Here is a 23,315-nt window from a genome sequence, read left to right as displayed (position 1 = left end):
TCGATGGCAGAACAGAAGCAATTCGACGTGAATGAGCCTTCACGTCGGCGGTTATTAAAAGGGATCGGCGCGCTAGGCGGCGCGCTGGCCATTGCCGGCGGCTGTCCGGTTGCGCATGCGGCCAAAAGCACCAGCTCGCCGGGAACGCTATCACCCAACGCGCGTATGGAGGAGCAGCCCTTTTATGGGCTGCACCAGGCGGGGATCCTCACCCCGCAGCAAACCGCGATGATGCTGGTGGCTTTCGACGTGCTGGCCAGCGATAAGGCCGACCTTGAGCGTCTGTTCCGTCTGCTGACCCAGCGTATTGCCTTCCTGACCAAAGGCGGGCCGGCGCCGGACACGCCAAATCCGCGCCTGCCGCCGATGGACTCGGGCATTCTCGGACCGTGGATCGCCCCGGATAACCTGACGATGACCGTTTCGGTCGGCCATTCGCTGTTTGACGAGCGCTATGGGCTCGCGGAACACGCGCCGAAGAAGCTGCAGAAGATGACGCGCTTTCCCAACGATTCGCTGGATGCCGCGCTTTGCCACGGCGATTTGCTGCTACAAATTTGCGCCAATACCCAGGATACGGTGATCCACGCGCTGCGCGATGTGATTAAGCATACCCCGGATCTGCTGAGCGTCCGCTGGAAGCGCGAGGGCTTTATCTCCGATAGCGCCGCGCGGAGCAAAGGCAAGGAGACGCCGGTTAACCTGCTGGGCTTTAAAGACGGTACGGCTAACCCGGTCAGCACCGACGGCGCGCTGATGGATGAGGTGGTATGGGTTACCGCCGGACAGGGAGAACCGGCGTGGGCGACGGGCGGCAGCTATCAGGCGGCGCGTATTATCCAGTTCCACGTCGAGTTCTGGGACCGAACTCCGCTGAAAGAGCAGCAGACGATTTTCGGTCGCGATAAGCACAGCGGAGCGCCGCTGGGTATGCAGCACGAACACGACGTGCCGGATTACGCTAAGGATCCGAATGGCGATGCCATTGCGCTCGATAGCCATATTCGACTGGCTAACCCGCGTACGCCGCAGACGCAGTCGAGCCTGATGATGCGCCGCGGCTACAGCTATTCGCTGGGGGTGACCAACTCCGGGCAGCTGGATATGGGGCTGCTGTTTGTCTGCTATCAGCACGATCTGGAAAAAGGTTTCCTGACGGTGCAAAAGCGCCTCAACGGCGAAGCGCTGGAGGAGTACGTGAAGCCGATCGGCGGCGGCTATTTCTTTGCGCTGCCGGGAGTGATCGATAGCCAGCACTATCTGGCGCAGTCCCTGCTTGAAGCCTGACGTTCCTGCCCGTAAGGGCAGGGCGTTTCTGCTGTTTTTCCATTCTTTTTTTGTATTTCCTGCCTTGTGTTATTTTTCTGTAATCTATTTGTCGGAAACTCTCCTGAGCTGCGATGAGAATTATTTGTTGTCTGTATGTAAAAAATAAGTTGCATTAAGAATTATTTTTGATGTACTTATTACAGACGCGGTAGTTCCCGGCAGTGATGTCGTTTCACTATGGAGATCGCGAATGCCCGATTGCTGTAACGGAAAATGTAAATCTTCTTACCGTACTCATCAGCACGGGGGCCACACTTCCGGCCGCGATTGCCACACCTCAAATTTTTCTCCAGTCACCACAGATAACCTAAACCCAGACAGGGTACGCGGTGCGCGTAGCCGCGACCCGTTGTCAATTCGACAGGCAAGCAATGGCTTACAAGGAAGCCAAACCTCAATCGTTCGTGCGCATAATCGCGTCGATATTGACGCGTGTGATGTAAACCAACAACGCAAGGTGCTATCCATGGGAAGACAAAAAGCAGTGACCAAAGCTCGTCGTGAGGCCAAACGTGTGCTGAGACAGGATTCGCGCAGCCATAAGCAGCGCGAAGAAGAATCGGTCACATCGCTTGTGCAAATGAGTGGCGTAGAAGCAATTGGTATGGCGCGGGACAGTCGCGATTTGTCGCCAATTGAAGCGCGCAATGACGCTCAGGTGCATTATTTGAATGCCATTGACAATAAACAGCTGATCTTTGCCACCGGCGAAGCCGGGTGCGGGAAGACCTGGATCAGCGCGGCGAAAGCAGCTGAAGCCCTGATCCATAAGGATGTGGACAGAATTATTGTTACCCGTCCCGTTCTGCAAGCCGATGAAGACCTCGGCTTCTTACCGGGAGATATCGCCGAGAAATTCGCCCCCTATTTCCGCCCGGTTTATGACGTGCTGGTGAGACGGTTGGGCGCTTCCTTTATGCAATACTGCCTGCGGCCGGAAATCGGCAAGGTGGAAATCGCGCCGTTCGCCTATATGCGTGGACGTACATTTGAAAATGCGGTTGTGATTCTGGACGAGGCTCAGAACGTGACCGCCGCGCAAATGAAAATGTTTTTGACCCGCCTCGGGGAGAACGTGACGGTTATCGTCAACGGCGACATTACCCAGTGTGATTTACCCTCTGGCGTAAGGTCTGGCCTGGTCGATGCGCTGGCGCGTTTTGAAGAAGACGAGATGGTTGGCATTGTCCGCTTTACGACCGACGACTGCGTCCGCTCGATGCTCTGCCAGCGGGCGCTGAAAGCCTACTACTAGTGGTTATATCCAGTGCAAAGCCCGGGGAAACCCGGGCTTTGTTATTTTTCGGCCGCCGTCCGGCGAAGGCGTTAGCCCATGCCGGAGCGGTAAAACGCGCGGCTCGTGGCTTAGCCAATCGCCCCCAGCGCATCTTCGCTGCCCTGTTTTTTCGGCAGCAGGAACAGGGTGGCGAAAATATCCAGCAGATAGAGCAGGGCCAGCAGGCTGATCGCCGCGGTAAATGACCAGTGGCTGACGAACAGGCCAATCACCAGCGGTCCAAATCCGCCGACGCCGCGCCCCAGATTAAACAGGACGTTCTGCGCGGTGGCGCGCACTTTTAGCGGGTAGGTATCGGAGATAAGCGCCCCGTAGCCGCCGATCATCCCGTTGACAAACATCCCCATCAGCGCCCCGGTAAACAGCATGACGGTGGGGTCGCGCAGCTGGGCGTAGATAATGACCATCACCACGGCGCCGACCTGGTAAATGAGGAAGATTTTCCAGCGCGGGAAGCGATCCGCCAGCACGCCAAACAGCCAGATGCCGAAGGTCATCCCCACTACGGTGACCGCCGTCCACAGCCCAGATTTGGTCAGCGAGAAACCAAAGCTGGAGGAGAGATAGCTGGGCATCCAGATCATCAGGCCGTAGTAACCAAAATTCTGCACCGAACAAAGGATCAGGATACCGATGCTGGCCTTCGAGGTGGCGCTGTCGGCAAACAGCATCTTGATCCGCGCCGTGAACGATATTTCCTGAGCGACGTGGCTATCTTTGGTAAAGGCCTCCGGTTCCCCCATCCCGCGGCGTATGGCAAACGAGACCAGCGCCGGCAGGAGTCCGACCAGAAACATCCCGCGCCAGCCGATGATATCCAGCAGGAGCGGGGTGATAAAGGCGGCAAGCAGTACGCCAAGCTGCCAGCCGATGCCGACCCATGCCGAGGCCCGGTTACGCTTATGGGCCGGCCAGACTTCGGCAATCAGCGCCATGCCGATACCGAATTCGCCGCCGAGCCCCATACCCGCAAGGGTGCGATAGGCCAGCAGATCCCAATAGCCCTGCGCGACCGCACAAAGACCGGTAAAAACGGAGAACATCAAAATCGTGAAGGTCAGTACGCGAATGCGTCCCAGGCGATCGCTGAGATGACCAAATAAAATCCCGCCCAGCACCGCGCCAATGAGGGTCCAGGTGACGAGAGAACCCGCCTGAGAGGTGCTGAGTGCCAGAGAAGCGCTGATTGCCGGCAGCATGAAGCCAAGGATCAGCAGATCGAAACCATCCATTGCGTAGCCGCTGATCGCCGCGACCATGGCTTTAGCCGGCGTCACGCCGCGTTTGTTTTGTGGGGAAGAGAAGGTCATGTCCAGGCCTTAGGGTTAAATTGTGCGCCAAGTATAGATTTGTCAGCGGCCGCAATCTACACCAAAGAGGATCGGGAAGCGCGAGCGAAGCCGGAGCGGTGCCGATGAATGATGATGAATAACAGAGGAGCGACCGGCGTCGCTCCTCTGTGCGGGAGAAGGGATTAGTTAGCCCGCCAGCCGGCGGTCCAAATTGAGCTGGGTTTTTGCCATCATATTGACTGGCCGAGCTACAGCGCAGCGCAGGACTACGACCAGCTATTGGTATCGCTCAACGGTTCTGATGACAATCCCGGCGTTGCGTTCGGCGTTTCCATCCCGTCTGACCGCCCGCAGGAGCGTCTGGCTATGTGGATCAACATGGGAGGAAGGATGCCGTCTTGCCGACCGCCAACTTTTAACCTCCGCCGTGGGTTATCTCCTTTGAACTGCTGAGCCAGGCGCTGGCCGGACTACCGAGAGAAGGGGGATTAAATCACATCCTTTCAACCGTCCGGCGGTACATGCGTTTGGGGTGGCCTATTTTACCGTATTGCATCTCTACCGACAAAAAACCGGACTCCACGCCGTGCTCCAGATAGCGGCGGGCGGTGGTTTTACTGAGCCCCGTTTCCGTCGCCACTTCATCGACAGAAAAGCAGCGCTCGCCGGATTCGCTAAACAGCGTCTGCACGCGGGCCCGCGTATTCTCCTCAATCCCTTTACTGCCGCTATCCAGCCGGTAGTTTTTGGCCTGCAGCTGATACAGAGAATCCACGTTCTGCTGATCGACAATCTTCCACACCCTTTGCTGTTCAGCGAACTGCACAAACCGCTCCAGCGATTGACTCAGACGCTTCCACGACACAGGTTTCAGAATGTAGTCAAAGGCACCATTGCGAATGGCCTGGCTACAGGTATCCATATCGCTGGCGGCAGTAATGAAGATAACCGAACAGTTGGCGCGAACGATCATCGGGTCGCTAATCAGCGTGATCCCTTTACCGTCCGGCAGATAATTATCGAGCAACACCAGCTGGGGCTGCTTACTGATGAGCTGTGCCTGCGCGTCCGCCAGTGAGTTGGCAATGCCCACCAGACGCAAATGCAGGTGCTTGCTGATAAGCTCAGCATGTAGCTGAGCCAACTCGTTTTCATCTTCTACTATCAGCACATCTATCTGTTCATGTCGCATAATTCTGATCTTCCAGAGTTGGAGCGGGGCGTTGTACGTGACCCGTTTCAGGAATAAATAAAGAGAAAATCGTTCCGCGCGGCGAGTTATCAGAAACTTCGATGGTGCCGCCTACCTGCGTGACGTAGCTGGAGATCAGATACAGGCCGATGCCATGATCGCCGTTGCGTTTTGTCGTCATCCCACGGTCAAAAATGCGATCCCGAATGGCCGGTTCGATCCCGACGCCGCGATCAGCCACTTCAATAATCAGCTCGCGCTCATTTTGCAGGATCAGGACCTCGACGGGATCGTGCGGCAACCCGGCGCGTTGTGTTGCTTCAATGGCGTTATCTAACAGGTTGCCAATAATCGATATCAGTTCGGCCTCAACCAGCAAATGCGCCGGGCGCGACATCTGGCAGCCAGGGTCAAAGGCCAGCTCCACCCCTTTTTCTCTGGCGCGGGCCGCTTTACCCAGCAGTAAACCGCACAGCGTAGGAGAATAAAAACGTGACGAGATAAAATCGAGCAGACCCTGCGCATGCTCCGACTGGGCCTGAATATAACGTATTGCTTCGTCATAACGTTCCATATGCAGCAGGCCGGACAAGGTCGTCATACGGTTAAGCTGCTCGTGGCGCATGATGCGTAGATTATCAACATAGCGCTTGACCTGACTGAGTTGGGCGCTGAGGCTGTCGATTTCATTGCGGTCACGGAAGGTAATCACCCAGCCCTGCAGCTTATCTTCCAGCATGATGCGCACACGGCTGGCAATGACCGTAACGTGGTTAAAGCGGCCGATCTCATCGTGAGTATCTTTTTCCAGCATCGCATTGCGGGAAAAGAACGACACTGGCGGAATGACCTCGGTAATCAGTTGTCCCCGCAGTTCCCGCGTGGGTTGGCTCAGGCTGAGCAAGGTTCGTGCGGCCTGGTTTATCACCTCGATACGCAGGTTGCTGTCGATGGCGATCACCCCTTCGTAAATCGACTCCATCATCGCCTTTTGCTGGCGTACCAGTAGACCGATTTCTCGCGGCTCCAGCGAGAAGATCTGCTTTTTGATACTGCGGGTAAAGAACCACGAAAAGATAAACAGCGCCGCTAACAGCAGCACGGCGGCAATAAAGATATTGATTGCCTTGCTCAGGGTGACGGTATCGAGATAGCTGGTCAGATAGCCCACGGAAACAATACCGATAACCTGGCCCACGTCATTAAATATGGGAGCTTTACTGCGCAGGGAAACACCCAGGCCGCCCTGGCGAATAGTGGTCAGGCTTTTTCCCTGCAAGACTTCCTGATTATCGCCACCAACCAGCGTGGTACCCACCCGGTCATTATAAACCGAATGAAATAGGTGAATGCCTTTATTATCGCCAATGACAATAAAGCTGGCATCACTGCGTTCGACCACTTGTTGCATAAATTTATCAATCACCGGAATATCTTTTTCAGCAACTGATTTGCGTAAGTTCGGAATTATCGCTATTTCTTCAGCTTGTATTTTTGCTCGCGTGCTCATTTCCTGATAAAGCTGGCGAGCGGCATCGATATAATAATAACCACCCAGTAAGACGTACAAACCGGAGAAGAACAGCACCAGCGAAATAAAGAGCTTAATCTGGAAAGAGACTTTCATGGCATGGGCCGCAGAGATCAACAAAAACAGTAATGTAACATCTTTCGTGTTTGCTGTGGCGAGTTTACTGGAAACTTGTGATCCCTTGCACACCAGGCGGTGACTGGAAGTATTAAAGAAACAAAGTTTTTTGGAGAATGTTATTAACTTGTATTTTTATATAAAAAAATCATAAAAACCGCAGAGATAATTAAGGCGTTAATCACACTAAATAATAGAAACCATAAAAATCATAGGTGCCATTAAAATTTCGATTTTAATATGCCGTGCCTCACATAATGTAAAAACCTCGCCCTTTAAGCTAAAAATGCAAAATAACCAAGGGGCTTAATTATGAGCACAACTGACGATTCTTTTTCTACTACCTCTGAATTGCTGTCGATTCAAAAACCATCGTTGAAAGATAGATGGTGGCACATCATGGATACCTGGAAAGTTGGGATTATTCCATTGCCGCTTTTTGTTCTGGCTGGTGCATTAATTACCATTGATTGTCTGGGCGGTAAATTACCCAGCGACATCGTAGTAATGGTAGTAACTCTGGCGTTCTTCGGCTTCGCCTGTGGTGAATTCGGTAAGCGTCTGCCAATCGTAGGTAAACTAGGCGCGGCGGCGATTTGCGCCACCTTTATACCGTCCGCAATGGTCTATTACGGCCTGCTGCCGGATGTGGTGGTTGAGTCCACCACCAGGTTCTACAAATCAACCAACATTCTGTACCTCTACATCTGCTGCATCATTGTTGGCAGTATCATGAGCATGAATCGTACCACGCTGATTCAGGGCTTCCTGCGTATTTTCTTCCCGATGCTGTGCGGTGAAATTGCCGGCATGCTGGTGGGGATGGGCGTGGGTATGCTACTCGGTCTCGAACCGTTCCAGATCTTCTTCTTTATCATTCTGCCGATCATGGCGGGTGGTGTCGGTGAAGGTGCGATTCCGCTCTCTATCGGCTACGCCACTATTCTTCATATGGATCAGGGCGTTGCATTGGGCCGCGTACTGCCAATGGTGATGCTTGGCGGCCTGACTGCCATCATTATCTCCGGCTGTCTGAACCAGCTGGGTAAACGTTTCCCGCACCTGACCGGTGAAGGCCAGTTGATGCCTGACCGTGACAACACCAATGAAAAAGCGGCTCCCGCTGCGCCTGCGTTCAGCGGTAAAGCGGACGTGACCGCCATCGCCTCCGGTGCGCTGCTGGCGGTGCTGCTCTATATGCTGGGTATGCTGGGCCACAAATTGATTGGTCTGCCTGCGCCGGTTGGCATGTTGTTCATGGCAGTGCTGGTCAAACTGGTCCACGGCGTATCGCCGAAAATCCTCGAAGGCTCTCAGGTCGTTTACAAGTTCTTCCAGACCTCTGTGACTTACCCAATCCTCTTCGCGGTGGGCGTGGCTATCACCCCGTGGCAGGAGCTGGTGCACGCATTCACCCTGACTAACCTGCTGGTTATCGTCAGCACCGTGACCACGCTGGTTGCTACTGGCTTCTTCGTAGGTAAAAAAATCGGTATGCATCCGATAGATGTCGCCATCGTCTCCTGCTGTCAGAGCGGGCAGGGCGGCACCGGGGATGTTGCCATCCTCACTGCAGGTAACCGTATGAGCCTGATGCCGTTCGCCCAGATTGCTACCCGCATCGGCGGCGCGATCAACGTCTCGGTATCGCTGCTGATTCTCGGTAACTTCCTCGTCTGATTCATGTGTTACAGGAACTGATATGAAACTCTCAAGCTTTGTCCATCAGGGGATCCGCAGTTACGGGATCGTGAAAGCCGATGGTGTGGTCGATCTGGGACGCCGTCTGGGGGATCGTTACAGCGATTTGAAATCGCTGCTCGCCGCCGACGCGTTAAACGAAGCTCAGCAGCTGTTCGGTGAAAAACCGGATCTGCGCTTCGATGCGCTGGAATTTTTACCGGTGATTGATAACCCAGGAAAAATACTCTGCGTTGGCATGAACTACGCTGAAAAACGCAAAGAGTTTGACCAGCACAACCCGGCACCGACGCTGTTCATCCGTTTTGCCGATTCGCAAACCGGACACCAGATGCCCGTCCTCAAACCGCGCCACTCAAGGGAGTTTGACTATGAGGGCGAGCTGGCGGTGATCATCGGTAAAAGTGGAGACGATATCTCCCGCGAAGAGGCATTGAGCCACGTAGCCGGATACAGCTGCTATATGGACGGTTCTGCACGCGACTGGCAGCACACCTGGTTTACCGCCGGTAAAAACTGGCGTCAGACCGGTGCGTTCGGTCCGTGGATGACCACGGCGGATGAAATCCCTGACCCTCATCAGCTGGCGATCCGCACCTGGCTGAATGGCCGCATGGTACAGGAAGACAACACCGCCAGCATGATCCACAAGGTGGCAGAGCTTATCGAGTACATCAGTACCTTTACCCGCCTGAACGCCGGCGATGTGATTATCACCGGTTCGCCGGGTGGTGTCGGCAAAAAACGCACCCCGCCGCTGTTCATGAACGCGGGCGATCGCATTGAAGTGGAGATCGAAAATATTGGTCATCTCAGCAATGTGATCATGGATGCGCCAGCCCAGTCACTGGCAGCCATGCACTAAGGAATCAGGCGAGATCATGCAAGCACAACTCCCCATCGATTTTCGCGTCGCAGACGTTGCCAGCGGATCGCAGCGTTTTATGCAGATTCGCTCTCTGCTCGCGGACAGTGACTTAGGCCTGGACAGCGATATCACCACCTTTGTTGAAGCCTGGTCCGGTACCCGGCTGGTGGGTTGTGCGGGCCTGACCGCCAATGTCATCAAATGTGTTGCGGTGGATAAAGCCCTGCGCGGTGAAAACCTCAGCGCACGCTTGCTGGCAGAGGTAGAACACCTGGCGCTCGCACGGGGCCATTTTCATCTGTTTCTGTGTACGCGTCCTTGTAACAAGGAGCGCTTTGCGCACAGCGGGTTCTGGCCTATCGCGCAGAGTGGCAATAACGCTGTGTTAATGGAAAACACACCGTCTGGTGTCAGCCGCTACTGCCGCTCATTGCAGCGCCAGCGCGTGGCTGGCGAACGTATCGGGGCAATAGTGATGAATGCCAACCCCTTTACGCTCGGGCACCGTCATCTGGTGGAACAGGCCGCATTTTCTTGTGACCACTTACATGTGTTCGTGGTGCAGGAAGATGCCTCATTTTTCCCGTTTATGGCGCGTATGAAGATGGTGAAAGCCGGTGTTGCACACCTGCCGAATGTTACCGTCCACGAAGGCTCGGAGTACATCATCTCCCGGGCCACCTTTCCGGCCTATTTCCTCAAAGAGACCGGGAAAGTGCAGCAGGCGTGGAGCGAGATCGATTTGCTGATTTTCCGCAACCATATCGCCCCTGCGCTGGGGATCACCCACCGCTTTATCGGCTCGGAGCCGTTTTGCGACATTACCCGTCAGTACAACCAAACCATGCACAGTCTGCTGGCGGGCGCGGTTGAGGTGGTCGAGATCCCGCGCATTAAAGCCGCGGGCAGTGCCATCTCTGCCTCAGAAGTTCGGCGTTTACTGAAAACGCAGCAGTTTTCCCGTATTCGGGAAATCGTACCGGATACCACTTTCGCGCACCTTGAAATGCACTATCGCGCGGAAGTCGCTTAAAAAACTCAGGATATAAAATATGAAAATTGTTAGGGAGGCGCTGGCCGGGACCATGGAATCCAGTGACCTGATGGTGAAAATTGCCCCTGCCGAAGGTGAGCTGGACATCGTCATCCACAGTGAAGTGATTAAACAGTTCGGCGAACAGATCCGTCAGGTCGTGGCCACCACGCTACGTAATATGGACGTCTACCAGGGGGTCATCATTATCGAAGACAAAGGTGCGCTGGATTGCGTTATCCGTGCCCGTCTGCAAAGCGCCATCCTGCGCGCCAGCGACAGCGACAATATTAACTGGGAGAAACTGCTATGAAAAAACTCCGTCGCAGCATGCTGTTTCTCCCCGGCGCCAATGCCGCCATGCTCTCCACCGCGTTTATCTACCGCCCGGACTCCATCATGTTCGACCTGGAAGATGCGGTAGCTCTGCGTGAAAAAGATACTGCCCGCGTGCTGGTCTTCCACGCTCTGCAGCACCCGATGTACAAAGACATCGAAACCGTTGTTCGCATCAACCCGCTGAACACCCCCTTTGGCCTGAAAGATCTGGAAGCCGTGGTGCGCGCCGGGGTGGACGTGGTTCGTCTACCGAAGACCGACACGCCTGAAGATATCTACGAACTGGAACGCCATCTGGAACGCATTGAAATGGAATGCGGCCGTGAGCTGGGATCTACCCGTGTGATGGCAGCGATCGAATCTGCGATCGGTGTTATCAATGCCGTGGCCATTGCCCGCAGCTCCCAGCGCCTGATCGGCATTGCGCTGGCAGCGTTCGACTACGTGATGGATATGCAAACCGAGCGCGGTGACGGTACCGAACTGTTCTATGCCCGTTGTGCCGTACTGCACGCCGCACGCGCCGCGGGCATCGATGCCTTTGACGTGGTGTGGTCAGATTTGAACGACGAAGCCGGTTTCCTACGAGAAGTCGACCTGATCCGCAAAATGGGCTTCAACGGTAAGTCGCTGATCAACCCTCGTCAGATCGATTTGCTGCATAACGCGTATGCGCCAACCCAGCAGGAAGTCGAGCACGCCAAACACGTCATTGAAGCGGCAGATGAGGGTGAACGTAACGGGCTCGGCGTGGTCTCGCTGAACGGCAAAATGATCGACGGCCCCATCATTAACCACGCGCAGGTTGTACTCGAACGTGCCGCCGCGTCCGGCGTGCGTCGATAAGGACAGAACGATGAATCAGATAGAGCTTCTCCACGTTAATTTTCCGCACCTGCGTGACTTAAAACCGTTTGATACGGCCCATAGCGCAACGCCCTGGCTTGCAGATGTCGAGAGCAAACATAACCGTAAACTGTGTGCGACCCTTGAAGACGCCATTGCCAACAGTGGCCTGAAAGACGGGATGACCATTTCGTTCCATCACGCGTTTCGTGAGGGCGACAGGGTCATTAACAACGTCGTGGCGACCCTGGCGCGCCTGGGCTTTAAAGACCTGACGCTGGCCTCCAGTTCGCTAATGACATGTAACGACAGCCTGATTGAACATATTCAGAATGGCGTGATCACCCGTATCTACACCTCAGGGATGCGCGGTAAGCTGGCGGATGCGATTTCCCATGGCCTGATGGAGGAACCGGTACAGATTCACTCCCACGGCGGTCGCGTGAAGCTGCTGCAGGACGGCGAACTGAACATTGACGTCGCCTTCCTCGGCGTACCGTGCAGTGATGAGTTTGGTAACGCCAACGGCACCCAAGGGAAATCCGCCTGCGGATCGCTGGGTTACGCGATGGTCGACGCTCAGTTTGCCCATAAAGTGGTGCTACTGACCGAAGAACTGGTGCCGTTCCCGAATATGCCAGCCAGCCTGGTGCAGGATCAGGTGGATTATATCGTGCAGGTGGAAAGCGTGGGTGATCCGGCAAAAATCAGCGTCGGTGCGGCCCGTGTGACCAGCAACCCGCGCGAGCTGATGATTGCCCGCTACGCAGCTGATGTAATCGAGCACTCCGGCTACTTCAAAAACGGTTTCTCCATGCAGACCGGTTCCGGCGCGGCGGCCACGGCCTGTACGCTCTTTATGGAAGAGAAGATGGAACGTAGCGGCGTGAAGGCGAGCTTTGCACTGGGCGGCATCACCGGCGGTCTGGTCTCTCTATACGAAAAAGGGCTAATAGCGAAGCTGCTTGATACCCAGTGCTTTGACAGCAAAGCTGCGGCCTCGCTGGCGCGTAACCCGAATCACGTTGAAATCTCCACCAACGTCTATGCCAACCCGGGCAGCAAAGCCGCCTGTTGTGACCAACTGGACGTGGTCATACTTAGTGCGCTGGAAATCGACGTCGACTTTAACGTCAACGTGATTACCGGCTCTGACGGCGTGATGCGCGGTGCATCTGGTGGTCATTGCGACGTAGCGGCTTCTGCCAACCTGACCATTGTGGTGGCCCCTTTACTGCGTACCCGCATTCCGACCGTGGTGAAGCGTGTGACCACGCTGCTGACGCCGGGCGAAAGCATTGATGTGCTGGTCACCGATCACGGCATCGCGGTGAATCCGGCGCGCCCAGAAATCCACGAGCGTCTGGTGGAAGCGGGCCTGAAGGTGGTGGACATTGAGGCGCTTTACGAGCGTGCTATTTCCCTGACCGGCACACCGAAATCGATTGAATTCACCGACCGCATCGTTGGGGTCATTCGCTATCGCGATGGCAGCGTGATTGACGTTGTCCATCAGGTGAAGGAGAGCATCTAATGACATTACTGACGCCCGTAAGAGCGGGCGTCAGCCTTGAAGCACTGCTGACGGCAAAAGAAAACCGTGCGGCGCGTCAGGCTGACTGGCTCACTCATTATCACCATCCGGTTATCTCCCTGACGCTGGTGACCCCCGGCGCACAGAAAGACAGTATCCGTTACCGCAATACCATGGGCGTGGCGCTGCAGGCGTGTGATCAGCTGCTGTGGCAGAACCGCTGGCCGGTGGTGGACCGTCAGGTGCTGTGGTTGCCGACCGGTGCGGAAGCGCTGTGGTGCGTTGACCATGCGGCGGCGGAAATCAAAGCCCAGTGTATTGAGCTGGAACAGACGCATCCGCTCGGCAGACTGTGGGATTTTGATGTGATCTGCCCAAAAAATGGCCTGGTGGGACGCCAGTCTCTGGATCTCAGAACCCGGCGCTGCCTGGTGTGCGATGAGCCTGCCCACGGTTGTGCCCGTTCGCGCCGTCATTCCATGGAAGAGGTTGTATCACGTGTGGAGACTCTGATCGATGGCTGGTTCGCTCGCGACTAAACTCGCCCGCTTTGATGTCTGGGCGCTGGCGGCAACGGCGCTGCGTCTTGAATTAAATCTCACTCCCAAACCGGGGTTGGTGGATATGGCGAACAACGGTTCGCACAACGATATGGATCACGCGCTGTTTTTGCGCAGTATCGATGCCATCACCCCCTGGTTTCGCGTGTTCGAAAAGGCCGGTTTTGAGCATGCGTTCAAACCTGCCAGCGAACAACTGCGCTTACTGCGCCCGGCAGGGATGGCCTGCGAACAGGCTATGTTCGAGGCGACCGACGGCGTTAATACCCATAAAGGAGGCATCTTTTCGCTGGGCCTGATCTGCTTTGCGGCAGGGCGTTTACGTGGACAGAATCGGCTGGTCTGCGCGGAGTCTGTTTGTCAGCAGGTGGCTGAGATCTGCAAAGGGATGGTGGCTCGCGAGCTGGCTTCCCGCACCTATGCGACAACGGCGGGTGAAAAACAGTATCAGCAGTTTGGCCTGACCGGCGCGCGCGGTGAGGCGGAGCTAGGGTTTCCCACGGTGCGACAACACGTGTTGCCATACTGGTATCAAGAGTCGGGTGAACGGCGCTTTCACCATGCGCTGCTGCGCTTAATGGCGATAAACCCTGACAGCAATCTGGTCTCCCGTGGTGGTATCGACGGGCTGTGTTATGTACAGGATTACGCGTTGACGCTGCTGAAAAATGGCTGGAATATTGTGCGCCTGCAGGAGATGGATAAAGCCTTGACCAGCCGTAACCTTAGCCCCGGCGGCAGCGCCGATCTGCTGGCGGTATCCTACGTGCTGGCGACGCTGGGGTAGGGGCTATAGGGGTACGGGCAGCCCGCAGGCTCGCGGTCTGCCTGGCTGGCTGCGCCAGCTGTCGACCCCCGGTCGGGGCTTCTCATCCCCCCCGGCGGAGTGCGACAGGCGAAAAAAAAGCCCGTACCTGCGTACGAGCTCTTCTTTAAATATGGCGGTGAGGGGGGGATTCGAACCCCCGATACGTTGCCGTATACACACTTTCCAGGCGTGCTCCTTCAGCCACTCGGACACCTCACCATATTGTTTCGCTGCTCACCTTGGGTGGGCAACGGGGCGGTACTATAGGGAGTTGCGCTAAAACGGTCAAGCAGTATTTATTCTTTCCTTACCGTTCGCTCAAGCAATGAACACCGCCCCGGTAAAAAACGCTGGGGCGGCGACTTTAACGCTGCGAATCAAGCTGTTCGCTATTCTTCACCACGTCCTGAGCTTTGGCGTTACTCTCAATCAGCCGCTGCCTGGCCGGGAATATTTTCGTATAAACCTCGGCCCATTCGACGGCCCGCGCGCAGTTCCGGCATTGGCATATCGCCAACGATCTGGAACAGGCCGCTCTGGCGATCGATCCGCAGCATGGCGCTGTCGTTCACATCAATCACCCGGGCGAGCCCCGTTAAAATTAGCGGGAGTAGGCATTTCTTGCACCTCTGGCGGATCAGATTTGGCCGAAACGGCCGCTATTAAAATCACGCACCGCTTCCGCGATTTGCGTTTTGCTATTCATGACAAATGGGCCATAGCCGACGATAGGCTCACCCAGCGGTTCTCCGGCCAACAGCAGGACTTTGGCATCAGCGGTTGCGTTGAGGTGCAGCGTTTCACCCTGCTGGCTCAACACCACCAGTTGGCCTTCACGCGCATTTTCAGTACCGTTGACGCTGATTTCACCTTCAAGAACAACCAGCGCGGTGCTCCAGCCGTCAGGCTGACGTAGCGAAACGTCGTGACCCTGCGTCAGCTGCATATCCCAGACGTTCAGCGGCGAAAAGGTCCGCGCCGGGCCGGAAACGTCGGCGTAATGACCGGCGATGACCCGAACCTGGCCTGCGTTATCCGGCAGAACGACGCGCGGAATGACCTCAGCGGTGATGCTCTGATATCCAGGCGCGGTCATTTTGTCTTTGGCCGGCAGATTGACCCACAGCTGAATCATCTTCAGCTCTCCCCCGGTACGGGTAAATTCCGCCGAGTGGAACTCTTCGTGCAGGATCCCGGCGCCCGCCGTCATCCACTGCACATCGCCGGGGCCAATCACGCCGCCTCTGCCGGTCGAGTCGCGATGCTCAACTTCACCAGAATAAACTACGGTTACGGTTTCAAACCCGCGATGCGGATGTTCACCGACGCCGCGTTTGCCGCTCCCCGCCGGGAAGCTATGCGGCCCCGCGTAATCCAGCAGCAGGAAGGGGCTCAGCTGCTCGCCGTGGGTTTGATAAGAAAACAGCGAGCGTACCGGGAAACCGTCACCGACCCAGTGCTGAGATGGCGCGGTATAGACTCCTGTGATCTGTTTCATTGTTCTCTCCTGCGTATTTGTATCGATGTCGATAAGCTTATACGCACGGCTAACCCCTCGGTAGGTAGCAAAAATGACCTATACTGTTCTGAAAATGGAACGATGGGGGAAGGATGCAGGATCTCAACGACTTAGCCTGGTTTGTGCAGGTGGTGGATCATGGCGGATTCGCCGCTGCGGGCAGGGCGCTCGATCAGCCCAAATCGAAACTAAGCCGCCGCATTGCTCAGCTCGAAGAGCGGCTCGGCGTGCGCTTGATACATCGCACCACGCGTCAGTTTGCGGTAACCGAAGTTGGGCAGACGTTTTATCAGCACTGTAAAGCGATGCTGATTGAGGCCGAGGCGGCGCAGCAGGCGGTCGACACGCTTCGTTCTGAGCCGCGCGGCAGCGTTAAGCTGACCTGTCCGGTTACCCTGCTGCATGTGCACATCGGGCCCATGCTGGCGCGGTTTATGCAGCGCTATCCGGGAGTAAACGTGCAGCTGGAGGCAACCAACCGGCGGGTTGATGTGGTCGGTGAAGGGGTTGACGTGGCTATTCGCGTGCGGCCGCGGCCCTTCGACGATAGCGATCTGGTGATGCGGGTGCTGGCCGATCGTGGGCATCGGCTGTTTGCCAGTCCGGCGCTGGTGGAGCGCATGGGGCAGCCGCAGGCGCCGGCTGAACTTAGCGAGTGGCCGGGGCTGAGCCTGGCCGCCGGCAAGCATCAGCATAAATGGCAGCTGGCCGGTCCGCAGGGAGCGCGAGCGGAGGTCTATTTTACGCCGCGAATGGTGACCACCGACATGCTGGCGCTGCGGGAAGCGGCGATCGCCGGCATTGGCATTGTTCAACTGCCGCTATTAATGGTGCGCGATAAGCTGGCGTCAGGTGAGCTGGTGGTGGTACTTGATGAGTGGCAGCCACGTCGGGAAGTGATTCATGCGGTTTTTGCCTCACGCCGCGGGCTATTGCCGTCGGTGCGCGCGCTGGTGGATTTCCTCACCGAAGAGTATCAGCGGATGGAAGAGGATTAGCGCCGGGCGGCATCAGTTCGCCTCCCTTTCTGCGGATGAGGCGGGGAAAATTTACCCGTGGATAGCCTGGATGATAATAAGCAGGCCGGACCGGCGGGAGCTGATGGGGGCAATGGATACGTCCAGATGCAGAGGACGCTCATCTGGCGTTAGCTTCCGGCGGGGTGCGACAGGCGAAAAAAAAGCCCGTACCTGCGTACGAGCTCTTCTTTAAATATGGCGGTGAGGGGGGGATTCGAACCCCCGATACGTTGCCGTATACACACTTTCCAGGCGTGCTCCTTCAGCCACTCGGACACCTCACCATATTGTCATTCCCGTTGCTGCCGGGAACGGGCGCTAATTTAGGGAAATACCTATCTCCCGTCAATCAACTTTTTAAAAAAAACGCGCGTTTAGCCAAACTTCGCGCAACTTGCTGGCGAAGTGCGCGACAATCGTTTTTTTTGTCACCACTCTCTTTTTGCCCGCCAGCCAGGCGAAATTTGCTATGCTGGCAAATCAATAGAAAACAACAAGTAAAATACGGCGCTAACGCAAACCTGCTTAAGACATTAGCTATCAGGAGTCACAATGGAGATTATCTTTTACCACCCGACGTTTGATATCCCGTACTGGATTGCCGAGCTGGAAAAACAGCTGCCCGGTTCGCGCGTACGGGAGTGGAAGCCTGGCGACGATCGGCCCGCAGACTATGCGCTGGTCTGGCATCCGCCGGTGGAAATGCTCCAGGGCCGCGACTTAAAAGCCGTCTTTGCCCTCGGGGCAGGGGTGGACTCGATCCTCAGTAAGCTGCGCGAACATCCGGAGATGCTGCCGCTATCGATTCCGCTGTTCCGCCTCGAAGATACCGGTATGGGGCTGCAGATGCAGGAGTATGCGGTCAGCCAGGTGCTGCACTGGTTCCGCCGGTTTGACGATTATCAGGCGCTGAAACAGCAGGCGCGCTGGCAGCCGCTGGATGAATACCGGCGCGAAGATTTTACTATCGGCATTATGGGAGCAGGCGTGCTCGGCGCGAAGGTTGCGGAAGGGCTGCAGGCATGGGGCTTCCCGCTGCGCAGCTGGAGCCGTAGCCGCAAGGAGTGGCCGCAGGTGCAAAGCTTTTCCGGGGCTGAGGAGCTGAATGAATTCCTGCGCGGAACGCGGGTGCTGATCAACCTGCTGCCCAACACGGCGGAAACCGTCGGCATTATTAATCAGCAGCGACTGGCGCAGCTTCCGGATGGCAGCTATGTTCTCAATCTGGCGCGCGGCGTCCATGTCGTTGAGGACGATCTGCTGGCGGCGCTGGAAAGCGGTAAACTTAAAGGCGCCATGCTGGATGTCTTCAGCCGCGAGCCGCTCCCGGCGGCAAGCCCGCTGTGGGCGCATCCGCGAGTGGCAATGACGCCGCATATCGCCGCGGTGACGCGGCCGCAGGAAGCGATTACCTATATAGCCGGTACGATTAGCCAGCTGGAGCGAGGGGAAACGGTCGCCGGGCAGGTCGATCGCCAGCGCGGTTACTAAAAGAGGACCCCCGCTGCGGCGGGGTTTTTGCTAATCATACGTCCTGATTCCTGCTATTCTTGCCACAAACAGAGAAGGAGATTGTGATGTATCCTGTTGACCTGCACATGCATACCGTCGCCAGTACCCACGCCTACAGCACCCTGCACGATTATATTGCCGAAGCAAAGCGCAAGGGGATCAAACTCTTTGCGATCACTGACCATGGCCCGGATATGGCCGATGCGCCGCACTACTGGCACTTCGTCAATATGCGCATCTGGCCGCGGCTGGTGGATGGCGTTGGCATTCTGCGCGGTATTGAGGCGAACATTAAAAACACCGCAGGGGAGATTGACTGCAGCGGACCGATGCTAACCTCCCTGGACCTGATAATCGCCGGCTTCCATGAGCCTGTATTCCCGCCGCAGAATAAAGCAACCCATACCGAGGCGATGATCGCCGCGATGGCGAGCGGCGCGGTGCACATTATCAGCCACCCGGGCAACCCTAAATTCCCGGTTGATATCCCGGCTATCGCCGAAGCGGCGGCAAAATACCAGGTGGCGTTGGAAATCAACAACTCCTCTTTTATCTCTTCACGCGTAGGCAGTGAAGATAACTGCCGGGCCATTGCCGCCGCGGTGCGCGATGCCGGAGGCTGGGTGGCTCTCGGCTCTGATTCGCACACAGCCTTTACGCTTGGCGAATTCAGAGAGTGTCGCAAGATCCTCGATGAGGTGAATTTCCCCGAGGAGAGGATCCTTAACGTTTCTCCGCGCCGGCTGCTGAACTTCCTTGAATCCCGTGGGATGCCGGCGATTGCTGAATTTGCCGATCTTTAATTTGTATAACTGGAATAACTGAATGAACGAGTTTTCAATCCTCTGCCGCGTGCTGGGCTCCCTGTACTATCGTCAGCCGCAGGACCCGCTGCTGGTGCCGCTGTTTTCCCTTATTCGTGAAGGCAAGCTAGCGGCAAGCTGGCCGCTGGAGCAGGATGAGCAGCTGGAGCGCCTGCAAAAGAGCTGCGATGTGCAGCCGCTGGCCGCTGATTACAACGCGCTGTTTGTCGGCGAAGAGTGCGGCGTCCCGCCATATCGTAGCGCATGGGTTGAAGGCGCTACGGAAGCCGAAGTTCGCGGTTTTCTGAGCGAGCACGGGATCCCAACCGGAGAGGGGCGAGCCGATCATATTGGTTCCCTGCTGCTGGCTGCTTCGTGGCTTGAGGATCATGCGACGGAAGATGAAAGCGAAACGCTGGAAACGCTGTTTGCCGACTATATTCTGCCGTGGTGCGGGATCTTCCTCGGCAAGGTCGAAGCCCATGCGGTGACGCCTTTCTGGCGGACAATGGCGCCGCTGACGCGCGAGGCGCTCTCTGCCATGTGGGATGAGCTGCAGGAAGAGAATGAAGAGTAAGTGTGATTTAAGTCACATTATTGTTGCAACAGAAAGAGCGCCATTTTATATAGTGTGCTCGAAATCACGTTTGAAGGGCGCGTATCTGCTATGATACGCGCCATGAACATACTTCTCGCAATTGCAATAACGACGGGCATTCTCTCCGGGATCTGGGGATGGGTGGCGGTCGCGTTCGGCCTGCTGAGCTGGGCTGGCTTTCTCGGCTGCACGGCCTATTTTGCCTGCCCGCAGGGCGGCCTGAAAGGGCTGCTGATCTCGGGCTGTACGGTGATGAGCGGCGTGATATGGGCGCAGGTGATCGTTTACGGCAGCGCCCTGGCGCCGCATCTGGAAATCCTCGGCTATATGATGACCGGCATTGTGGCGTTTTTGATGTGCATTCAGGCGCGTCAGCTGCTGCTTTCCTTCGTTCCTGGCACCTTTATCGGCGCCTGCGCCACGTTTGCCGGCAGCGGCGACTGGCGGCTAATTGTGCCTTCTCTGGCGCTGGGGCTGGTTTTTGGCTACGCGATGAAAAACAGCGGACTCTGGCTGGCGGCGCGCGCGGAAAAGAGTAAATCGTTGGCCCACGAAAGGCCCGACGAAGCCTGAGCGACATTATCCCGTAGTGATAAACAGGACCTCAGGTCCTGTTTTGCTTTTCTACAAATCATCCTTTTCCTGCTTCTGCGGCGATCCTTTGCTCCACGGCGGGCGTCATAATCGCCCGGGCCACCATTTTAGCCGTTGGATAAGCGGCCTTCCCCAGACGAAAAAACGAACGGATTGCCGATCGGGAGCCCGCAAAAGGGAGCCTGGATGTTGAAAACGGCGAATCAGTACAATTAAAGTATATTAATCCGCAACATACCCTTGCTATTCTGGCAACCGAATATCGGTCATTGCCGGGCCTCAGGCTTCCGTCCGCGGGGCCGTCATGCGATATTACCGCTAAGCTTTACTTAAGACGTTTGCCGACAGGAGGCGAAATGGCTGTTAAACCTGAGGTTATTCTCGGAGACATCACGACGCTGGCAGTCGATGTTATCGTCAACGCTGCTAACCCTTCGCTGCTTGGCGGCGGTGGAGTTGATGGCGCTATTCATCGGGCCGCCGGGCCGGAGCTTCTGGCGGCGTGCAAAATAGTGCGGCAGCAGCAGGGCGAGTGCGCTCCGGGCCATGCGGTGATCACCATCGCCGGCCAGCTCCCGGCCAGCGCGGTAATTCACGCCGTTGGGCCGGTCTGGCACGGTGGCGATCGACAGGAAGCGGAACTGCTGGCCGATGCCTATAAAAACAGCCTGCAGCTGGCGGCGGCGAATAGCTACCGCACGATTGCCTTCCCGGCAATCAGCACCGGCGTGTACGGCTACCCTAAACAGGCTGCGGCGGAGATCGCCGTACGGACGGTGAATGCCTTTCTCACGCGCTACAATCCGCTGGAACGCGTCTGCTTTGTCTGTTTTGATGCCGAAACGGCTGAAATTTATAACCGCTTGCTGCAGGCACAATAGGCGCTGCGCAACGCCGCCGCCGCCGGGAAGCGATAGTTGTCCGCAGGCGTCGGCGATTATCAATTAAGGAGATCTGTTGGTGGCTGAGGGAAAGGTAGCGCAAAAGCAGCTCGTTCGTCGGGCGGAGATTGTTTCTGCCGCACAAACATGTTTTGCCGCAAAAGGGCTGCACGGCGCATCCGTTGCCGATATTGCCCGCGAGGCCGGGCTTAGCGTAGGGCAGCTGTATCGCATCTTTGCAAGCAAAGAGGAGATTATTGAAGCGATAGTCAGCGAAATTGTCCACGCCAGGGTGGGGGAGATGATTCGCGGAAATCACGACCTGGAGCGGATGGCATCGCTGCTGGCTGGCGTCATACCGCCGCCGGCCGCAACAATAAGCGATAATTATCTGCTGATGGAGATTAACGCTGAAGCCTCAAGAAATCCGCGCCTGCGTGAAATTTTACAGCAGGCCGACCGGCGTTTAAAAGAGGAGGGCGGGCGGCTCACCCGTCACTCTCATCCCGAGATGTCGGCGGAGCAGATCGACGCCGCCAGCGAGCTGATCGCCGTCTTAACGGAAGGCGCGGCGTATCGTCGCGAGCTGACCAGCGCATCGGAGGTGGATAAGCCGGCGATGGCCGCGCTCTATCGCGACGTGTTCCGGCTTTTGTTTGCCAAAGAATAATCTTCGCCGGCCGACGCAGCCCCGATGAGGCTATCCGTTGGCCGAAACCTGCGGTTTTACCGTCTTAGCCTGGAATTTTCCCGAAAAGAGGAAGCGCAGCAGCGGGATGCGCAGGTGAATTTCGTAGAGGATCAGCGCAATCCCCACCACAAAAATCAGACCGGCAATAAACCCTAAGGTGTTCGATTTGATGGCCGGAGCAACCCAGGCTCCGTACAGCAGGGTCAGCGGGTGGTGCACCAAATAAATAAACAGGGATGCATTGACAAAATAGGTCACCCGCGCCGACTGGAAGTTCAGCAAGCGGTGTCCAAGGGAAAACACCACGTTAACCATCCACAGGCCGAGCACCATGGTAATGACGTACTCGGTTTCAAACATCCACGCGTCCCCGGAACCGTACTGCTGGTTCAGGCGGTAGGCGATAAAGCCCAGCAGCGCCCCGACGAAGCACCACGGAGACGGCTGCGTAAACAGTGCTTTCAGGCGCGGGTTGATAAAGGTCTGCGCCCCGAGAATGAAGAACGGCAGATAGAACAGCGTCTGCATGACGATAAAATTAAACAGGCCGTTGCTGAGAATCGGCGGGTAGAGAATAAACAGCGAGCGGCGAATCAGCGCGTAGAGCACGCCGAGCGCGAGAAAAATCATCGATAGCTGAGCCAATGTGACGGTGTCACCAAAGGTCTGGCCGCTTCCCGCGCGGCGTCCGGTGAGCCATTTGAACAGCACGACGCCGAGGGTGGTCAGCACCACCAGCACCAGTAAAAACCACAGATGCGAGATCAGCTCCCAGACGAGGGTATTGAATTTGTCGTACCCCGAAAGCGCGTGCCAGCTATCGGCTTTACCGTTGACGTACTGCAGCATAATAAACTGCGGCAGGGTCAGCAGAGGAATGGCGGTTAACATGGGGATGCCTACGCGCTCAACCCGCACCTTCCACCATTTTTTGAGCGGATAGCGGAGAAAGAGCATGTAGGAAAAATAGCCGGAAATGACGAAGAAAACCTGCATGCGAAAAGCATGAATAAAATCGTTAAACAGCGTCAGCCACCAGGAGGGTTCGGCGCTATTAACATGCCAGCTGTGGCTGGAATAGATAAGCGATATGTGAAAAGGTATCCCCAGCAGCATTAACCACGCGCGGATGCTATCGAAGAAATATTCACGTTCTACTGGCGCATTATTCATACAGTTTCACTACATTCTCAGACAATTCGTCTTATCACTCAAGGTGATAACGTTTAAATTCTCAGCAACCCTACATCA

The 23,315-nt window shown here is 56.2% G+C and carries 22 protein-coding genes, 2 tRNA genes and 2 pseudogenes; 17 read left to right on the top strand and 9 right to left on the bottom strand.

Annotation, left to right across the window (positions count from 1 at the left end):
* The first annotated feature begins 3 nt into the window (after nucleotides 1-3).
* Both efeB and phoH read left to right on the top strand, forming a co-directional pair.
* Complete coding sequence (efeB, locus tag QFI97_RS18145; RefSeq protein WP_331835559.1) at nucleotides 4-1,287, top strand: iron uptake transporter deferrochelatase/peroxidase subunit; 1,284 nt, start codon at nucleotides 4-6, stop codon at nucleotides 1,285-1,287.
* 508 nt (nucleotides 1,288-1,795) lie between these two features.
* The gene (gene phoH / locus QFI97_RS18140) at nucleotides 1,796-2,584 is read left to right on the top strand and encodes a phosphate starvation-inducible protein PhoH (RefSeq protein WP_041144929.1); all 789 of its coding nucleotides are present in this window, start codon (nucleotides 1,796-1,798) and stop codon (nucleotides 2,582-2,584) included.
* A gap of 110 nt (nucleotides 2,585-2,694) precedes the next feature.
* Here phoH and QFI97_RS18135 read toward each other — a convergent pair whose 3' ends face one another.
* From QFI97_RS18135 to QFI97_RS18125, 3 genes are all read right to left on the bottom strand, one after another.
* Nucleotides 2,695-3,936, bottom strand: a complete 1,242-nt coding sequence (locus QFI97_RS18135; RefSeq protein WP_095096272.1) for an MFS transporter — start codon at nucleotides 3,934-3,936, stop codon at nucleotides 2,695-2,697.
* A 475-nt stretch (nucleotides 3,937-4,411) separates the two neighbouring features.
* Nucleotides 4,412-5,110: a response regulator gene (locus QFI97_RS18130; protein ID WP_095096274.1), complete on the bottom strand. Its 699-nt coding sequence runs from the start codon at nucleotides 5,108-5,110 to the stop codon at nucleotides 4,412-4,414.
* Nucleotides 5,100-6,737, bottom strand: a complete 1,638-nt coding sequence (locus QFI97_RS18125; protein WP_346431734.1) for an ATP-binding protein — start codon at nucleotides 6,735-6,737, stop codon at nucleotides 5,100-5,102. The genes QFI97_RS18130 and QFI97_RS18125 overlap by 11 nt, the downstream gene beginning before the upstream one ends.
* 333 nt (nucleotides 6,738-7,070) lie before the next feature.
* Between QFI97_RS18125 and QFI97_RS18120 the strand changes: the two genes are divergently transcribed.
* The 8 genes from QFI97_RS18120 to citG are packed head-to-tail and all read left to right on the top strand — an operon-like array spanning nucleotide 7,071 to nucleotide 14,426.
* Nucleotides 7,071-8,438 carry a 2-hydroxycarboxylate transporter family protein gene (locus QFI97_RS18120; protein WP_095096280.1) on the top strand — a complete coding sequence of 456 codons (1,368 nt, stop codon included), beginning with the start codon at nucleotides 7,071-7,073 and terminating at the stop codon, nucleotides 8,436-8,438.
* Between the two features lie 22 nt (nucleotides 8,439-8,460).
* Nucleotides 8,461-9,324: a fumarylacetoacetate hydrolase family protein gene (locus QFI97_RS18115; RefSeq protein WP_095096283.1), complete on the top strand. Its 864-nt coding sequence runs from the start codon at nucleotides 8,461-8,463 to the stop codon at nucleotides 9,322-9,324.
* Nucleotides 9,325-9,340: 16 nt separating this feature from the next.
* Nucleotides 9,341-10,360: a [citrate (pro-3S)-lyase] ligase gene (gene citC / locus QFI97_RS18110; RefSeq protein ID WP_095096286.1), complete on the top strand. Its 1,020-nt coding sequence runs from the start codon at nucleotides 9,341-9,343 to the stop codon at nucleotides 10,358-10,360.
* Nucleotides 10,361-10,379: 19 nt separating this feature from the next.
* Nucleotides 10,380-10,673: a citrate lyase acyl carrier protein gene (gene citD / locus QFI97_RS18105; protein ID WP_095096288.1), complete on the top strand. Its 294-nt coding sequence runs from the start codon at nucleotides 10,380-10,382 to the stop codon at nucleotides 10,671-10,673.
* Nucleotides 10,670-11,545 carry a citrate (pro-3S)-lyase subunit beta gene (gene citE / locus QFI97_RS18100; protein WP_095096291.1) on the top strand — a complete coding sequence of 292 codons (876 nt, stop codon included), beginning with the start codon at nucleotides 10,670-10,672 and terminating at the stop codon, nucleotides 11,543-11,545. The genes citD and citE overlap by 4 nt, the downstream gene beginning before the upstream one ends.
* Before the next feature lie 10 nt (nucleotides 11,546-11,555).
* A complete protein-coding gene (citF, locus tag QFI97_RS18095; protein ID WP_095096293.1) occupies nucleotides 11,556-13,079 on the top strand; it encodes a citrate lyase subunit alpha in 1,524 nt (507 codons plus the stop codon).
* A complete protein-coding gene (gene citX, locus QFI97_RS18090) occupies nucleotides 13,079-13,618 on the top strand; it encodes a citrate lyase holo-[acyl-carrier protein] synthase (protein WP_346431733.1) in 540 nt (179 codons plus the stop codon). The genes citF and citX overlap by 1 nt, the downstream gene beginning before the upstream one ends.
* Entirely contained in the window at nucleotides 13,596-14,426 is an 831-nt protein-coding gene (citG, locus tag QFI97_RS18085) for a triphosphoribosyl-dephospho-CoA synthase CitG (RefSeq protein ID WP_095096298.1), read from the top strand. The genes citX and citG overlap by 23 nt, the downstream gene beginning before the upstream one ends.
* Nucleotides 14,427-14,578: 152 nt before the next feature.
* On the opposite strand, the gene QFI97_RS18080 is transcribed toward citG, so the two are convergent.
* The 4 genes and pseudogenes from QFI97_RS18080 to QFI97_RS18070 all read right to left on the bottom strand — a co-directional run bounded on the left by QFI97_RS18080 (nucleotide 14,579) and on the right by QFI97_RS18070 (nucleotide 15,945).
* A tRNA-Ser gene (locus tag QFI97_RS18080) sits at nucleotides 14,579-14,666 on the bottom strand.
* A gap of 145 nt (nucleotides 14,667-14,811) precedes the next feature.
* A pseudogene (locus QFI97_RS23535) lies at nucleotides 14,812-14,931 on the bottom strand (hydrolase); the annotation flags it as partial.
* A gap of 1 nt (nucleotide 14,932) precedes the next feature.
* Nucleotides 14,933-15,065, bottom strand: a pseudogene (locus QFI97_RS23530) (hydrolase); the annotation flags it as partial.
* A 19-nt stretch (nucleotides 15,066-15,084) separates the two neighbouring features.
* A complete protein-coding gene (locus tag QFI97_RS18070; protein WP_346431732.1) occupies nucleotides 15,085-15,945 on the bottom strand; it encodes a pirin family protein in 861 nt (286 codons plus the stop codon).
* Nucleotides 15,946-16,058: 113 nt separating this feature from the next.
* Between QFI97_RS18070 and QFI97_RS18065 the strand changes: the two genes are divergently transcribed.
* The gene (locus QFI97_RS18065; RefSeq protein WP_095096305.1) at nucleotides 16,059-16,964 is read left to right on the top strand and encodes a LysR family transcriptional regulator; all 906 of its coding nucleotides are present in this window, start codon (nucleotides 16,059-16,061) and stop codon (nucleotides 16,962-16,964) included.
* 217 nt (nucleotides 16,965-17,181) lie between these two features.
* On the opposite strand, the gene QFI97_RS18060 is transcribed toward QFI97_RS18065, so the two are convergent.
* Nucleotides 17,182-17,269 (bottom strand) — tRNA-Ser (locus tag QFI97_RS18060).
* A gap of 268 nt (nucleotides 17,270-17,537) precedes the next feature.
* Here QFI97_RS18060 and ghrA point away from each other — a divergent pair.
* The 6 genes from ghrA to QFI97_RS18030 all read left to right on the top strand — a co-directional run bounded on the left by ghrA (nucleotide 17,538) and on the right by QFI97_RS18030 (nucleotide 22,043).
* Nucleotides 17,538-18,476 carry a glyoxylate/hydroxypyruvate reductase GhrA gene (gene ghrA / locus QFI97_RS18055; RefSeq protein WP_346431731.1) on the top strand — a complete coding sequence of 313 codons (939 nt, stop codon included), beginning with the start codon at nucleotides 17,538-17,540 and terminating at the stop codon, nucleotides 18,474-18,476.
* Between the two features lie 86 nt (nucleotides 18,477-18,562).
* Nucleotides 18,563-19,300: a phosphatase gene (locus QFI97_RS18050; protein WP_157349075.1), complete on the top strand. Its 738-nt coding sequence runs from the start codon at nucleotides 18,563-18,565 to the stop codon at nucleotides 19,298-19,300.
* A gap of 22 nt (nucleotides 19,301-19,322) precedes the next feature.
* The gene (locus QFI97_RS18045; RefSeq protein WP_095096318.1) at nucleotides 19,323-19,877 is read left to right on the top strand and encodes a TorD/DmsD family molecular chaperone; all 555 of its coding nucleotides are present in this window, start codon (nucleotides 19,323-19,325) and stop codon (nucleotides 19,875-19,877) included.
* A 102-nt stretch (nucleotides 19,878-19,979) separates the two neighbouring features.
* Nucleotides 19,980-20,471, top strand: coding sequence for a DUF1097 domain-containing protein (locus QFI97_RS18040; protein ID WP_095098050.1), 492 nt, complete (start codon nucleotides 19,980-19,982; stop codon nucleotides 20,469-20,471).
* A gap of 377 nt (nucleotides 20,472-20,848) precedes the next feature.
* Nucleotides 20,849-21,373 (top strand): O-acetyl-ADP-ribose deacetylase, encoded by a 525-nt coding sequence (gene ymdB, locus QFI97_RS18035; protein ID WP_095096322.1) that lies wholly within the window; start codon nucleotides 20,849-20,851, stop codon nucleotides 21,371-21,373.
* Nucleotides 21,374-21,452: 79 nt separating this feature from the next.
* Entirely contained in the window at nucleotides 21,453-22,043 is a 591-nt protein-coding gene (locus QFI97_RS18030; RefSeq protein WP_095098053.1) for a TetR/AcrR family transcriptional regulator, read from the top strand.
* A gap of 30 nt (nucleotides 22,044-22,073) precedes the next feature.
* Here the strand turns inward: QFI97_RS18030 and mdoC are convergent, their stop codons facing one another.
* A complete protein-coding gene (mdoC, locus tag QFI97_RS18025) occupies nucleotides 22,074-23,237 on the bottom strand; it encodes a glucans biosynthesis protein MdoC (RefSeq protein WP_095096324.1) in 1,164 nt (387 codons plus the stop codon).
* Nucleotides 23,238-23,315 lie beyond the last annotated feature (78 nt).

Source organism: Klebsiella scottii (assembly GCF_036561945.1).
GTDB lineage: Bacteria > Pseudomonadota > Gammaproteobacteria > Enterobacterales > Enterobacteriaceae > Klebsiella > Klebsiella scottii.
This window is presented reverse-complemented; position numbering and strand designations above follow the sequence as displayed.

What these genes read in the sequence shown, in the direction of transcription:
- efeB (WP_331835559.1), top strand. Translation starts at nt 4, where the DNA reads ATGGCAGAACAGAAGCAATTCGACGTGAATGAGCCTTCACGTCGGCGG.
- phoH (WP_041144929.1), top strand. Translation starts at nt 1,796, where the DNA reads ATGGGAAGACAAAAAGCAGTGACCAAAGCTCGTCGTGAGGCCAAACGT.
- QFI97_RS18135 (WP_095096272.1), bottom strand. Translation starts at nt 3,936, where the DNA reads ATGACCTTCTCTTCCCCACAAAACAAACGCGGCGTGACGCCGGCTAAA.
- QFI97_RS18130 (WP_095096274.1), bottom strand. Translation starts at nt 5,110, where the DNA reads ATGCGACATGAACAGATAGATGTGCTGATAGTAGAAGATGAAAACGAG.
- QFI97_RS18125 (WP_346431734.1), bottom strand. Translation starts at nt 6,737, where the DNA reads ATGAAAGTCTCTTTCCAGATTAAGCTCTTTATTTCGCTGGTGCTGTTC.
- QFI97_RS18120 (WP_095096280.1), top strand. Translation starts at nt 7,071, where the DNA reads ATGAGCACAACTGACGATTCTTTTTCTACTACCTCTGAATTGCTGTCG.
- QFI97_RS18115 (WP_095096283.1), top strand. Translation starts at nt 8,461, where the DNA reads ATGAAACTCTCAAGCTTTGTCCATCAGGGGATCCGCAGTTACGGGATC.
- citC (WP_095096286.1), top strand. Translation starts at nt 9,341, where the DNA reads ATGCAAGCACAACTCCCCATCGATTTTCGCGTCGCAGACGTTGCCAGC.
- citD (WP_095096288.1), top strand. Translation starts at nt 10,380, where the DNA reads ATGAAAATTGTTAGGGAGGCGCTGGCCGGGACCATGGAATCCAGTGAC.
- citE (WP_095096291.1), top strand. Translation starts at nt 10,670, where the DNA reads ATGAAAAAACTCCGTCGCAGCATGCTGTTTCTCCCCGGCGCCAATGCC.
- citF (WP_095096293.1), top strand. Translation starts at nt 11,556, where the DNA reads ATGAATCAGATAGAGCTTCTCCACGTTAATTTTCCGCACCTGCGTGAC.
- citX (WP_346431733.1), top strand. Translation starts at nt 13,079, where the DNA reads ATGACATTACTGACGCCCGTAAGAGCGGGCGTCAGCCTTGAAGCACTG.
- citG (WP_095096298.1), top strand. Translation starts at nt 13,596, where the DNA reads ATGGCTGGTTCGCTCGCGACTAAACTCGCCCGCTTTGATGTCTGGGCG.
- QFI97_RS18070 (WP_346431732.1), bottom strand. Translation starts at nt 15,945, where the DNA reads ATGAAACAGATCACAGGAGTCTATACCGCGCCATCTCAGCACTGGGTC.
- QFI97_RS18065 (WP_095096305.1), top strand. Translation starts at nt 16,059, where the DNA reads ATGCAGGATCTCAACGACTTAGCCTGGTTTGTGCAGGTGGTGGATCAT.
- ghrA (WP_346431731.1), top strand. Translation starts at nt 17,538, where the DNA reads ATGGAGATTATCTTTTACCACCCGACGTTTGATATCCCGTACTGGATT.
- QFI97_RS18050 (WP_157349075.1), top strand. Translation starts at nt 18,563, where the DNA reads ATGTATCCTGTTGACCTGCACATGCATACCGTCGCCAGTACCCACGCC.
- QFI97_RS18045 (WP_095096318.1), top strand. Translation starts at nt 19,323, where the DNA reads ATGAACGAGTTTTCAATCCTCTGCCGCGTGCTGGGCTCCCTGTACTAT.
- QFI97_RS18040 (WP_095098050.1), top strand. Translation starts at nt 19,980, where the DNA reads ATGAACATACTTCTCGCAATTGCAATAACGACGGGCATTCTCTCCGGG.
- ymdB (WP_095096322.1), top strand. Translation starts at nt 20,849, where the DNA reads ATGGCTGTTAAACCTGAGGTTATTCTCGGAGACATCACGACGCTGGCA.
- mdoC (WP_095096324.1), bottom strand. Translation starts at nt 23,237, where the DNA reads ATGAATAATGCGCCAGTAGAACGTGAATATTTCTTCGATAGCATCCGC.